Here is a 12,529-nt window from a genome sequence, read left to right on the forward strand (position 1 = left end):
GCCCCACCGGGTTGTCGGTGGGGCGTGGCAGGGTGGACGCATGAACCACGCACAGCTGACCGCCCTCGGCCGGGCCCTGCGCGTCCTCGGCGAGCACGGCGACGCGCTGAACGCCGACACGCCCGACGCGAAGCTGCACGAGGTCAAGGCCGACCTCAAGCGGGCCCTGGACCTGCTGGAGGAGACGGTCACCACGGCGGTGCCCACGACCCGCTGCGCCGAGCACCCGAACGGCCCGGTGGACGAGGGCGCCCCGGACCTCTGTCTGCTCTGCGAGACCCGTCGTCGCACCGCCCGCCGCACCGAGGTCAACGACGCCTACGGGCACGCCCGCCCCACCGGCCCCGACGAGTCCCCCGAGCGCACGATGTCCCGGTACGGCGTGCGCGCCGACCGCCCCCAGCCCCAGCAGCGCTGGCTCCCGGAGGTGTGGACGGGGCAGGCCTGGGCGCTGTGCGGCACCCCGCGCCGCGACCGCCAGGAGGCCGAGCGCTATCTCGCCGCGGAGCGCCGCACCCCCCGGCCGGGCATGGCCTACCGCCTGGTCCACGAGTTCACGGACTACGAGGTGCTGCGCATCTGGGGCACCCCGGTCAAGGTCGACATCGAACCGATGGGGAACCTGTAGGCACCTGTAGCGGCCCGTCGAACACCTGTCGCGGCCTCCCTTCGCGACGTAGTGCACGGCCCTCGGCGGCCTGCAGCTGGCTGGTCAGGAGGGTTTACCCCCGGCAGTGACCGTCCGCCGCCCACGTGTGAGGCACCCACAGGGACTCGCACAAACGGGAAGTGGGGCAATAATTCCGGTGATTCAGACCAATGCCGCACTTCCCCCAGGTACGGCATGGTCCAAATCCAGCAACCATCCATTTGTCCGGAAGTATCCCGACATCAGTTCGGATCTCGCCATAAGACTTCCGGCGGTCTCCCCGCGTATCGAAGATGGCTCCTGCCTCCCTGCCCGCCCACCTGCCGCGACGACGGCGAGGGCGCGGCATCGACACCGCGTGAAGGGAACCGTCCATGACCGAGCAGAAGACTCCGACACCCCAGCAGGTCACCGAGGCGCTGAGCGCCGCACCCCCGATCGTGCTGGCCCCCGGCCCCAGAGAGGCGCCCACCCAGCTCCCGCCGGTGCCGCACGACGTGTGGGACCTGCCGGGCGGCACGGCCTGGGTGTACTACGGCGAGGGGAAGCACGGCCTCACCCGTCCCGTGATCATCGCGGACGGCTTCAACTCCGGCCCCAGCGACGTCGGGATGCTCTGGGAGGGTCTCGACCGGCGCGAGTACGCGTTCCTGAGCGAGATCCGCCGCAGCGGCCGGGACGTCGTCATCGTCGGCTTCCACGAGCGCAGCGCGCCGATCCAGCACAACGCCCGGGCCGCGCTCGCGGCGATCGAGCGGGCGACCCACGACATGAGCGGCGGCCACGGCCTCGCGGTCGGCGGCTTCAGCATGGGCGGTCTGGTCACGCGGTACGCCCTGCTCAAACTGGAGCACCGGCGCACGGACCACCGCACCGAGCTCTACTTCTCCTACGACAGCCCGCACCGCGGCGCCTGGATCCCCATCGGCCTGCAGGCCTTCGCGCACTACATCAGGGACCTCGACGACCGGTTCTCGGACCAGATGAACAGCCCCGCCGCCAAACAGCTCCTGTGGCAGCACATCGCCGACTGGCCGGACACTCCCGCGACGCACCAGGACCGCACCGACTTCCTGGACGAGCTGGAGCGCATGGGCAACTGGCCGGCCCGGCCGCACAAGATCGGCGTGGCCAACGGCGTGGGCACGGGCGAAGGCAACGGCATCCTGCCCGGCGACGAGACCTTCCGGGGCCAGGGCCTGGCCATCACCGGCACCAGCCTCTACGCCCAGCGCACCGGTGACGAACAACTGGTCGCGAAGTTAAGGGTGCTGACCCTCGAAACCGAGGAGATCCACACCTCGGGTCTGCCCGACATCGACGGCGCCCCGGGCGGCACCCTCGAAGGCTTCGGCATCCTGGCCGACAGCCTCAACGAACTCCCCCTCTACTACGGCATGCGCTCCCAGGCCCTCATCCGCGAGCACTGCTTCGTCCCGGCGGTCAGCGCGGTCGACCTGCGCGAGATCGCCTCACGCGACGACCTGTACACCCCGGCCGACGGCATCCCGTCGGGCGACAGCGGCCTCGACGAGTACAAGCTCGCCTCCCAGAACGAGGGCCACACCGTCATGACCGAGGACCTCGGCTCCTGGATCATCGAGCGCCTCCCGTAGCACCACGCGCCGCACCACTCCGGACGCCGCGGGTGGCGCCCCCCGTACGAGGGGCGCCACCCGTGACCCGCCGCTCACCGCGACGGCGGCAGCGCGGTGGACCGCACCCCTCCGGCGTACAGCGGCGCGCCGAGGTCCGGGCCCGGCCACGGGAGTGGGGTCAGCTGAGCGTCCGCAGCGCCGCCGGGTCGTACGCCTTCAGCTCGTCGAAGCGGCCGGCGAGGACCTTCTCCGCCCACTCGGGGTCCTGGAGCAGCGCGCGGCCGACGGCGACGAGGTCGAACTCGTCGCGCTCCAGACGGTCGAGGAGGTCGTCGATGCCCCGGACGGAGGAGCCCTCGCCCTGGAAGGCCTTCAGGAACTCGCCGTCCAGGCCGACCGAGCCGACGCTGATGACCGGCTTGCCCGTCAGCTTCTTCGACCAGCCCGCGAGGTTGAGGTCGGAGCCGTCGAACTCGGGGAGCCAGTAGCGGCGGGTGGAGGCGTGGAAGGCGTCCACGCCGGCCTCGGCCAGCGGGGCCAGGATCGCCTCCAGCTCCTCCGGGGTCTCGGCGAGCCGGGCGTCGTACGCCTGCTGCTTCCACTGCGAGTAGCGGAAGATGACCGGGAAATCGGGCGAGACCGCGGCGCGGACCGCGGCCGCGATCTCCGCCGAGAACCTGGCCCGGGCCACGGGGTCGCCGCCGTACGCGTCGGTGCGGCGGTTGGTGCCCGACCACAGGAACTGGTCGAGCAGGTAGCCGTGGGCGCCGTGCAGCTCGACGCCGTCGAAGCCGATGCGCTCGGCGTCGGCGGCCGCCTTCGCGAACGCCTCGATGACGTCGTCCAGGTCCTGCTGGGTCATGGCCCTGCCGGTGACCTCGGCGCCCTCGTTGGTCAGACCGGACGGGCCGACCGCCGGGGCGTCGGCGAACGGCGGCTGACCCGCCTCACGCACCATGCCGATGTGCCACAGCTGGGGCACGATCGTGCCGCCCGCCGCGTGCACCGCGTCCGCGACCTTCGTCCAGCCCGCGAGCTGCTCCTCGCCGTGGAAGCGCGGGACGCGGTCGCTCTGCCCGGCCGACTCGTGGCCGACGTAGGTGCCCTCGGTGACGATGAGGCCGACGCCCGCGGCGGCACGGCGGGCGTAGTACCCGACGACGTCCTCGCCCGGGACACCGCCCGGCGAGAACTGCCTGGTCATCGGTGCCATCACGATCCGGTTCGGGACGGTCAGGCCGTTCAGGGCGACGGGGCGGGACAGGATCTCGGCTGCACGGGAGGCGGCGTTGGCAGTCACGTACGGGACTCCTCGGGGAGGTCGGTCGGTCATCGGGCGGACGGCTGACGGGCATTCCCCTCGGTATGTGCATGCGCATCAACCACCCGACACCTCAACCGCCGAGTCCGGCGCGGCATTCCGGTGCTCTCCGACTCCTTGTGTGACCCCGGACACGCCCGAGGGCGGCACCCCCTGCGAGAAGGGGTACCGCCCTCGGAACGTCAGGACAGTGATCAGCCGGAGGCGGATCAGAAGTCCATGTCACCGCCCGGCATGCCGCCCGGAGCGGCCGCGGAGGCCTTCTCCGGCTTGTCGGCGATGACGGCCTCGGTGGTGAGGAACAGCGCGGCGATGGAGGCGGCGTTCTGCAGGGCAGAGCGCGTGACCTTCGCCGGGTCGATGATGCCTTCGGCGATCATGTCGACGTACTCACCGGTCGCGGCGTTGAGGCCGTGGCCGACGGGCAGGTTGCGCACCTTCTCGACGATGACGCCACCCTCGAGACCACCGTTGACGGCGATCTGCTTGAGCGGGGCCTCCAGGGCGAGCTTCACGGCGTTGGCGCCGGTCGCCTCGTCACCCGTCAGCTCGAGCTTCTCGAAGACCGAGGAAGCCTGGAGCAGGGCCACGCCACCACCGGCGACGATGCCCTCCTCGACGGCCGCCTTCGCGTTGCGAACGGCGTCCTCGATGCGGTGCTTGCGCTCCTTGAGCTCGACCTCGGTGGCGGCACCGGCCTTGATGACGGCCACGCCGCCGGCCAGCTTCGCCAGGCGCTCCTGGAGCTTCTCGCGGTCGTAGTCCGAGTCCGAGTTCTCGATCTCGGCACGGATCTGGTTCACGCGACCGGCGACCTGGTCGGCGGAGCCGGAGCCGTCGACGATCGTGGTCTCGTCCTTGGTGATGACGACCTTGCGGGCGCGACCGAGCAGGTCGATCCCGGCGTTCTCCAGCTTGAGGCCGACCTCCTCGGAGATGACCTCGCCGCCCGTGAGGATGGCGATGTCGCCGAGCATGGCCTTGCGGCGGTCACCGAAGCCCGGGGCCTTGACGGCGACGGACTTGAAGGTGCCACGGATCTTGTTGACGACCAGGGTCGACAGGGCCTCGCCCTCGACGTCCTCGGCGATGATCAGCAGCGGCTTGCCCGACTGCATGACCTTCTCCAGGAGCGGGAGCAGGTCCTTGACGTTGCCGATCTTGGAGTTGGCGATGAGGATGTACGGGTCGTCGAGCGACGCCTCCATCCGCTCCATGTCGGTGGCGAAGTACGCCGAGATGTAGCCCTTGTCGAAGCGCATACCCTCGGTGAGCTCCAGCTCCAGACCGAAGGTCTGGGACTCCTCGACGGTGATGACGCCTTCCTTGCCGACCTTGTCCATCGCCTCGGCGATGAGCTCGCCGATCTGGGTGTCGGCGGCGGAGATGGAGGCCGTGGAAGCGATCTGCTCCTTGGTCTCGACATCCTTGGCCTGCTCGAGCAGGGCACCGGAGACGGCCTCGACGGCCTTCTCGATACCGCGCTTGAGGGCCATCGGGTTGGCACCGGCGGCCACGTTGCGCAGGCCCTCACGGACGAGCGCCTGGGCGAGCACGGTCGCAGTGGTCGTACCGTCGCCGGCGACGTCGTCCGTCTTCTTGGCGACTTCCTTGACCAGCTCGGCGCCGATCTTCTCGTACGGGTCCTCGAGCTCGATCTCCTTGGCGATGGAAACACCATCGTTGGTGATCGTGGGGGCGCCCCACTTCTTCTCGAGGACGACGTTGCGGCCCTTGGGGCCAAGGGTGACCTTGACGGCGTCGGCGAGCTGGTTCATCCCGCGCTCGAGACCGCGCCGTGCCTCCTCGTCGAACGCGATGATCTTGGCCATGTGAAGTGGTCCTCCCGGACTGGGGTGGATTGCTCCGGACCGCGCTGGCGCCCGCGACGGACGGCCTGCCTGCCACCGTGGTTCCTTGCACCACCTGGCCTGCGGGCCTCACCGACCCGGTCCTTCGTTATCACTCTCACCTTCAGAGTGCTAACGCAATGATTAGCACTCGCCCCTGCCGAGTGCAAGCGACTCGGGAGGATCCCCAGGTGAACAGGGGCGGCACGACCGTCCTCCGAAGGGGGTCCGCGACCGCTCCCGCGAGGTCACGCGGACGCCCCGGGAGGAGCCGCGGACAGGGTCCCCGCAGGTTCGCGGCCGGGCACCCGGAAGATTCAGGGCCGGATCCCGGTCGGTCCACGGACATACCGAAGGGCTCGCACCCCAGCGGGATACGAGCCCTTCGTCACGTCGAACAGTCAGTCGGCGCGTGCTTCAGCCGGTCGCGAGCCGGACCATGTCCGCCTGCGGCCCCTTCTGGCCCTGCGAGATCTCGAAATCGACCCGCTGACCCTCTTCCAGGGTGCGGTAGCCGTCCATCTGAATCGCGCTGTAGTGGACGAAAACATCCGCACCACCGTCGACCGCGATGAAGCCGTACCCCTTCTCCGCGTTGAACCACTTGACGGTGCCCTGAGCCATGCCTAACTCCCCTATTACTGGCCCTTGCACAGGACCGCACTTCGCGGACCCGGGTCAGACCTCCACCCCCCAACGGATTGGGGGTGTGCGCCGGAACGCGTCGACCGCGGCTGAATGTATCTGCCCAACTGCCGTCTGCAACAGGTCAATCGGACGAGAATTCTGGGCAGGCCCGATCGGGAATATAGGGAGAATTCGCGAAGATTCAGGGCAACTCGGGCCCCATAAAGGCCACATAAGACTCAAAAGCGCCGGGCACTTTGGCCACTTCTTATCGCAGGCGGTACGTGCACTCATATGCACCCGGCATGGATAACGCGGCGGGTTCCCCAACTGTACCCCGCTCAACCATACAGAATTGCCCCCTCCGCTTCTCTCACGGAGGGGGCAATTCGGTGAACTCTCGGTGATTGGCATTACCCACGGTAATGATCTCACCGTGGGTAATCGCCCGTCAGCCTCCGGCGACGGCGGGGATGATCGACACGCCCGCGCCGTCCGGCGTCGCCGTCTCCAGGCCCTGCTCGAAGCGGACGTCGTCGTCGTTGACGTACACGTTGACGAACCGGCGCAGCTTGCCCTCGTCGTCCAGCACGCGCGCGGCGATGCCCGTGTGGTTCTTCTCCAGGTCGGAGATCACCTCGCCGAGGGTTCCTCCCTCGGCGGTCACCTCGGACCGGCCACCGGTGTAGGTGCGCAGGATGGTGGGGATGCGGACGTTGACGCTCATGCGGTGACCTCCCGGTCGGATGGTGGCGTACGGCTGGAAGCGCCCCGGCGGGGGCGCGCGGAACTGCGCGGCCGGCCCTCACGGGCCCGCGGCCGGGGAACGGCCTCCCCCGGCCGGGCGGCTACGCGAGGCCGGCCTCACGGAAGGAGTCCAGGCTGGGACGGATGGTCGCGGTCAGCCCCGTGCCGGCCACCGCGTCCAGCGTCTTGAGGCCGTCACCGGTGTTCAGCACGACCGTGGTGAGCGTCGGGTCGAGCAGCCCGTTCTCGATCAGCTTCTTGGCCACACCCACCGTCACACCGCCGGCCGTCTCGGCGAAGATGCCCTCGGTACGCGCCAGCAGCTTGATCGCGTCGACCACCTGCTCGTCGTTCACGTCCTCCACCGCCCCGCCCGTCCGCCGCGCGATGTCCAGCACGTACGGGCCGTCGGCGGGGTTGCCGATGGCCAGCGACTTGGCGATGGTGTTCGGCTTCTGGGGCCGGACGACGTCGTGGCCGGCCTTGTAGGCGACGGACACCGGTGAACAGCCCTCGGCCTGCGCGCCGAAGATCTTGTAGGGCTTGTCCTCGACGAGGCCGAGCTCGATCAGCTCCCGCAGCCCCTTGTCGACCTTGGTCAGCTGGGAACCGGAGGCGATCGGCACGACGAGCTGGTCGGGCAGCTGCCAGCCGAGCTGCTCACAGATCTCGTACGCGAGGGTCTTGGACCCCTCCGCGTAGTACGGCCGCAGGTTGACGTTGACGAAGCCCCAGCCCTCACCGGCCGGGTCGCCGATCAGCTCGGAGCAGAAGCGGTTCACGTCGTCGTAGTTGCCCTCGATGCCGACGAGCTCGCCGCCGTAGACCGCGGCCATGACGATCTTGCCTTGCTCCAGGTCGTGCGGGATGAACACGCAGGAGCGGAAGCCGGCGCGGGCGGCGGCGGCACCCACCGCGCCGGCGAGGTTGCCGGTCGAGGAGCAGGAGAGGGTGGTGAAGCCGAAGGCGCGGGCGGCCTCGATGGCCTGGGCGACGACGCGGTCCTTGAAGGAGTGCGTCGGGTTGCCGGAGTCGTCCTTGACGAAGAGCCTGCCGGGGTCGACGCCCAGCTCGCGGGCGAGGTTGTCGGCCTTGACGAGCCTGGTCCAGCCCGGGTTGATGTTCGGCTTGTCGGCGACGTCGGCCGGGACCGGGAGCAGCGGCGCGTAACGCCAGATGTTCGCGGGGCCCGCCTCGATGCGCGCCCGGAGCTCCTCGGTGTCGTAGGCCGAGAAGTCGTAGGCGATCTCGAGCGGTCCGAAACACTCCTCGCAGGCGAAGACCGGGCCGAGCGGCACGCGGTGGCCGCACTCGCGGCAGGAGAGCGCCGCGGCGGGACCCAGATCGACGGAGCCGGTGGAAGCGGCGGAAAGGGTGGAAGCGGACGGGTTCGCTGAGGTCGCGGCGTCCGGAGTGCTTGCAACAGTCTGCGCAGCCATGGAGGCGAGGCCCTTTCTCCTCATCTTCCTCACGACGCACTTCGCCGTGAGACGGATTTGGCACCTTCCCGAGCCGGGAGCCCCGCGACACGATCGACAATGATCGGTACGAGACCGGCTGGAGGGTTGCCGGGGCTTCATCGGGCCGTATCCCTCTGCCCCTCTGGATGAGCGGTATTCGGTTGTTGGTCTGCTGTCCGGGATGATCTACGACATGCGATGGTCATCCGCGTTGTTCAAGACTGTAACCGAAGGCCAGGACAGTTGAGATAGTCGTCCGAACCGCGAGATGGATCACACCGTGAGACATCGGGTGATCAGACAGTGAGGAGCCGCGACTGTGCTGAAGGAAGTCGAGCGCTGGCTGAGCACACGCTCCTGGTCCGTGACCGATCGCCCGCTCCACAGAATCATGTCCGCCAAGCGCGCGTCGGGCTCCACGGTGAGCGTCGTGCTGCCCGCGCTGAACGAGGAGGAGACGGTCGGCGAGATCGTCGCCGTCATCCGTGAGGACCTGATGCGCCAGGTGCCCCTCGTCGACGAGATCGTCGTCGTCGACTCGGGCTCGACCGACCGCACCTCGCAGGTGGCGGCCGCGGCGGGCGCGCGGGTCGTGCACCGGGACGAGATCCTGCCCCGTATCCCGGCCGTGCCCGGCAAGGGCGAGGTCCTGTGGCGGTCGCTGCTCGTGACGAGCGGGGACATCGTCTGTTTCATCGACGCGGACCTGAGGGAGTTCTCGTCGGACTTCGTCTCCGGGATCGTGGGCCCGCTGCTCACCGAGCCGGGCGTGGACCTCGTCAAGGGGATGTACGACCGTCCGCTGGCCGGCGCCGCGGGGCAGGGCGGTCGCGTCACGGAACTCATGGCCCGCCCGCTGCTGAACATGCACTGGCCGCAGCTGGCCGGGTTCGTCCAGCCGCTCGGCGGTGAGTACGCGGCCCGCCGCTCGCTGCTCGAACAGCTCCCCTTCCCCGTCGGATACGGCGTCGAACTGGGCATGCTCGTCGACGCCCTGCACCTGGTGGGCCTCGACGCGCTCGCCCAGGTCGACGTGGGCGAGCGAAAGCACCGCCACCAGGACGGGCAGGCGCTGGGCCGGATGTCCGCCGCGATCTACCGCACGGCGCAGCTCCGGCTGGCCCGCGGTCACCTCATCCGGCCGTCCCTCACCCAGTTCGAGCGGGGCGAGGACGGATTCGAGCCGCGCACGTACTCGGTGGACACGGAGGAACGCCCCCCGATGGCCGAAATCTCCGAGTACGTCAAACGCAGGGCCGCGTGAACCGCGTCCCTGGTGAGGGGTTGGTGGACGGCGCCACCGGCCCCACCGCCCCGCGGTCCGTGTCCTTCGTCGCATCCGGCCGACGGGAACGTTTGAGCGTTTCGGTGCCGGGCTAGGTTTCGAGGCATGGCTTCAACGGCTTCATCGGCTTCACCGCACGGCGCCCACCGGATCCTCGTCGCGTCCAACCGCGGCCCGGTCTCCTACGAGGTGCGCGAGGACGGCTCCCTCCAGGCCCGGCGCGGCGGGGGCGGGCTGGTCTCGGGCCTCTCCGCGATCGGTCCGGACGCGGGAGCCCTGTGGGTGTGCTCGGCGCTCGGCGAGGGCGACCGCGAGGCGGTCCGGCGCGGGGTCGGCGAGGACGGCGTGCGGATGCTGGACATCGACGCCGCGGTGCACGCGGACGCGTACAACGGGATCGCGAACTCGGTGCTGTGGTTCGTCCACCACATGCTGTACCAGACGCCGCTGGAGCCGGTCTTCGACCAGGAGTTCCGGCGCCAGTGGTCGTCGTACGAGGACTACAACCGCGCGTTCGCGCGAGCCCTGGCGGACGAGGCGGCCGAGGGCGCCGTGGTGATCGTGCAGGACTACCACCTGACCCTGGTCCCGGGCATGCTCCGCGAACTCCGCCCCGACCTGCGCATCGGCCACTTCTCCCACACCCCGTGGGCGCCCGTCGACTACTTCCGCATGCTGCCCGACGACATCGCCGGGCAGGTGCTGCGCGGCATGCTCGGCGCGGACCGGCTGGGCTTCCTGACGCACCGCTGGGCGAACGCGTTCACCGCCTGCTGCGAGGCGCTCGTCGGCGGGCTCGGCGACACCCGGGTCGGCGTGCACGGGCTCGGCGCGGACGCGGACTTCCTGCGCGGGCGCTCCCACGAGGCGGACGTCGCCGAGCGGATGGACGCGCTGCGCGAGCAGATCGGCGAGGGACCCGACGGCCGCGCCCGCAGGGCGATCGTGCGGGTCGACCGCACCGAGCTGTCGAAGAACATCGTGCGGGGCCTGCTGGCGTACCGGCAGCTCCTGGAGGACCGGCCGGAGTGGCGCGAGCGGGTGGTCCACGTGGCCTTCGCCTACCCCTCCCGTCAGGACCTGGCGGTCTACCGGGACTACACGGCCGCCGTGCAGACCCTGGCGGACGAGATCAACTCCCAGTACGCGACACCGGGTTGGACCCCGGTCGTGCTCCACGTCAAGGACGACTTCGCCCGCTCGCTGGCCGCCTACCGGCTCGCCGACGTCGCCCTCGTCAACCCCATCCGGGACGGCATGAACCTCGTCGCCAAGGAGGTGCCCGTCGTCTCCGACGAGGGGTGCGTGCTGGTGCTGTCACGGGAGGCCGGGGCGTACGAGGAGCTGGGCGAGGACGCGGTCACGGTGAACCCGTACGACGTGGTCGGCACCGCGCAGGCGCTGCACGAGGCCCTGTCGCTGTCGGCCGGTGAGCGGGCCGAGCGCACGAAACGGCTCGCCGCGGCGGCGACGGCCCTGCCTCCGGCGCAGTGGTTCCTGGAGCAGTTGCGCGCGCTGGAGGAGTGAGGCCGCCGTCCGCCGGGGATCACCGGACAGCCCTCAGCGGTCCAGCCGGCCGGCCAGTGCCCTCAGCAGGCCGACGACCCCGGCGGGGCCGTCCACCACCAGATCGGCGCGTTCGGCGAGTTCCGCGACCTCCGAGCTGCCGCTGCACACCAGCAGGCCCGGGACGCCGTCCGAGCGGAGTTTGTCGACGGCGGCGAAGGCGGGGAGGTCGCCGAGGTCGTCGCCCGCGTAGAGGACGGCTTCGGCGCCGACCTCGCGGACGTACTCCAGGAGGGCGACGCCCTTGTCCATGCCCGGCGGGCGCAGTTCCAGGACCATGCGGCCCGGTTCGACGATCAGGCCGTGCCGGGTGGCGAGGTCGGCGAGGGGTTCGCGCAGGGACTCGAAGGCGGCCTGCGGGTCCGTGGCGCGGCGGGTGTGGACGGCGACCGCGCGGCCCTTCTCCTCGATCCACGTGCCCTGCCAGGCGCCGATCCGGTCGAGGACTCCCGGCAGCTCGGCGCGGACCGCCGCCACGCCGGGGTGGGGGGCGGGGGCGCTGACGGTGCCCGTGCGGGCGTCCCAGCGTTCGGCGCCGTAGTGGCCGAGGACGACGAGGTGGTCGAGGCCGGGGACACCCGCGAACCCGCCGTGGCGCACCGCGACAGCCGGCGGGGCGGCCGGTGACGACGGCGACGGAGGCGACCTTCGGGGCGAGGGCCACGAGGGCGGGGACCGCGGCGGGGTGGGCGCGGGCCTGTTCGGGGTCGGGGACGATGGGGGCGAGGGTTCCGTCGAAGTCGAGCGCGATCACGGTCCGGGCGGGGTGCGTGAGGATGGCTTGCAGCCCGTCCCTTCCCGCGGCGGTCGCCGGTGTCGGGACGGTGTCCGTGGTCTCGGGGTGTTCCGGGGATTCCGCATGACTGCCCATACGCCGACCCTATCGGCGCCGCCCCGAACACACCCGGGGTTCTTCGCCCCCGCCGCCCCTACCCGACCCATCCTCTGCCTGGGGCTCCGCCCCGGACCCCGCCAAGGGGCTGCCGCCCCCTGGACCCCCGCGTCGCCCGAAGGGCTCGTCCTCAAACGCCGGACGGGCTGGAGATGCGGGCCCCGGCCATGACACCACCAGCCCGTCCGGCGCTTGAGGACAAGGCCCTCAAGGCCGACCGGGGGTCTGGGGGCGGAGCCCCCAGGAACGGATGGGTCGGGTAAGGGCGGCGGGGGAAAGAACCCCGGGTCAGCGGTCGTCGCGGCGGCCCGCTCGGATCCGGCGGAGCCGGTTCACCGTGACCGGATCATGCGCCAGCGCCCGCGGATCGTCGAGCAGGGCGTTGAGAAGCTGGTAATACCGCACCGGCGCCAGCCCGAGCTGCTCCCTTATCGCCCGCTCCTTCGCCCCCGGCCCCGCGAACCCCCGCCGCTCCATGGCGAGAACCGCCCGCTCCCGCGCCCCGAGCTCCTCCATGGACGTCATGGACAGCAC

Annotated in this window: 10 protein-coding genes, 1 pseudogene and 1 riboswitch; of the genes and pseudogenes, 4 read left to right on the forward strand and 7 right to left on the reverse strand. The window is 70.5% G+C overall.

Annotated features, from left to right (window positions below; translation table 11 throughout):
• Positions 1–40 precede the first annotated feature (40 nt).
• The gene (locus HEP85_RS18445; RefSeq protein WP_168528715.1) at positions 41–628 is read left to right on the forward strand and encodes a hypothetical protein; all 588 of its coding nucleotides are present in this window, start codon (positions 41–43) and stop codon (positions 626–628) included.
• Between the two features lie 395 nt (positions 629–1,023).
• On the forward strand, positions 1,024–2,265 hold the full coding sequence (locus HEP85_RS18450) for a triacylglycerol lipase (protein WP_168528716.1): 1,242 nt from the start codon (positions 1,024–1,026) through the stop codon (positions 2,263–2,265).
• Positions 2,266–2,425: 160 nt separating this feature from the next.
• Here the strand turns inward: HEP85_RS18450 and HEP85_RS18455 are convergent, their stop codons facing one another.
• From HEP85_RS18455 to thrC, 5 genes are all read right to left on the reverse strand, one after another.
• A complete protein-coding gene (locus tag HEP85_RS18455) occupies positions 2,426–3,547 on the reverse strand; it encodes an NADH:flavin oxidoreductase (RefSeq protein WP_248001984.1) in 1,122 nt (373 codons plus the stop codon).
• Between the two features lie 230 nt (positions 3,548–3,777).
• Entirely contained in the window at positions 3,778–5,400 is a 1,623-nt protein-coding gene (gene groL / locus HEP85_RS18460; protein WP_168528718.1) for a chaperonin GroEL, read from the reverse strand.
• A 435-nt stretch (positions 5,401–5,835) separates the two neighbouring features.
• Positions 5,836–6,042, reverse strand: a complete 207-nt coding sequence (locus HEP85_RS18465) for a cold-shock protein (RefSeq protein ID WP_007493268.1) — start codon at positions 6,040–6,042, stop codon at positions 5,836–5,838.
• Positions 6,043–6,496: 454 nt separating this feature from the next.
• Positions 6,497–6,772, reverse strand: a complete 276-nt coding sequence (locus HEP85_RS18470) for a MoaD/ThiS family protein (protein WP_168528719.1) — start codon at positions 6,770–6,772, stop codon at positions 6,497–6,499.
• 121 nt (positions 6,773–6,893) lie between these two features.
• Complete coding sequence (gene thrC, locus HEP85_RS18475; protein WP_168528720.1) at positions 6,894–8,231, reverse strand: threonine synthase; 1,338 nt, start codon at positions 8,229–8,231, stop codon at positions 6,894–6,896.
• A 17-nt stretch (positions 8,232–8,248) separates the two neighbouring features.
• Positions 8,249–8,405: riboswitch (SAM riboswitch) on the reverse strand.
• 166 nt (positions 8,406–8,571) lie between these two features.
• Here thrC and HEP85_RS18480 point away from each other — a divergent pair.
• Positions 8,572–9,516 carry a glucosyl-3-phosphoglycerate synthase gene (locus HEP85_RS18480; protein ID WP_168528721.1) on the forward strand — a complete coding sequence of 315 codons (945 nt, stop codon included), beginning with the start codon at positions 8,572–8,574 and terminating at the stop codon, positions 9,514–9,516.
• 126 nt (positions 9,517–9,642) lie between these two features.
• The gene (locus HEP85_RS18485; protein WP_168528722.1) at positions 9,643–11,064 is read left to right on the forward strand and encodes a trehalose-6-phosphate synthase; all 1,422 of its coding nucleotides are present in this window, start codon (positions 9,643–9,645) and stop codon (positions 11,062–11,064) included.
• Positions 11,065–11,097: 33 nt separating this feature from the next.
• Here HEP85_RS18485 and otsB read toward each other — a convergent pair.
• Together otsB and HEP85_RS18495 are read right to left on the reverse strand one after the other, a co-directional pair.
• A pseudogene (otsB, locus tag HEP85_RS18490) lies at positions 11,098–11,974 on the reverse strand (trehalose-phosphatase).
• A gap of 309 nt (positions 11,975–12,283) precedes the next feature.
• Entirely contained in the window at positions 12,284–12,511 is a 228-nt protein-coding gene (locus HEP85_RS18495) for a DUF3263 domain-containing protein (protein ID WP_168533769.1), read from the reverse strand.
• Positions 12,512–12,529 lie beyond the last annotated feature (18 nt).

It is taken from the genome of Streptomyces sp. RPA4-2 (genome assembly GCF_012273515.2).
In the GTDB taxonomy this organism is placed as follows: Bacteria; Actinomycetota; Actinomycetes; order Streptomycetales; family Streptomycetaceae; genus Streptomyces; species Streptomyces kaempferi.